Origin of the sequence: Niallia sp. Sow4_A1, from assembly GCF_052116745.1 — a bacterium.
GTDB lineage: Bacteria > Bacillota > Bacilli > Bacillales > Cytobacillaceae > Niallia > Niallia hominis.
Window position 1 is genome coordinate 1 of the sequence record NZ_JBQKKM010000154.1, and the last position, 345, is coordinate 345.

Annotated in this window: 1 protein-coding gene; it reads right to left on the reverse strand. The window is 31.3% G+C overall.

All coding sequences use genetic code 11. The features are described from left to right. Positions 1 to 21 precede the first annotated feature (21 nt). Positions 22 to 345, reverse strand: a 324-nt coding sequence (locus tag ACTQ5K_RS25630; protein WP_441994465.1) for a hypothetical protein, incomplete at its 5' end; no start/stop codon positions are given.

The following is a 345-nucleotide window of genomic DNA, read 5'->3' on the forward strand; positions in this document are numbered from 1 at the left end:
ATTTATATATCTCTTTATTAACTACCGAGATCTCATTACTCTGGCTAAATTTAATTTGTTTTTGTTGAATGTTCTTGGAAAATTCCCATAATAACCAATGTCTTTTTTTGCATGTTTCATATTTGATATACCAGCTAATAAGTCATCGAAGTAGGAAAGATGTTCATATACTGCATTCTCTGTATGTTCACTTAAAATTTCATACTCTTGATATAACCTGTGTGCGTACTGCCTAGTTATTTCTTTAGTCGCTTTAGCATCTTTGTTTTCAATTTCTCGTCTATAGTCATCCATAATATTAATAAAAGGCTCATTTTTAATTGGGGTCCAGTGCGGCATAGTATC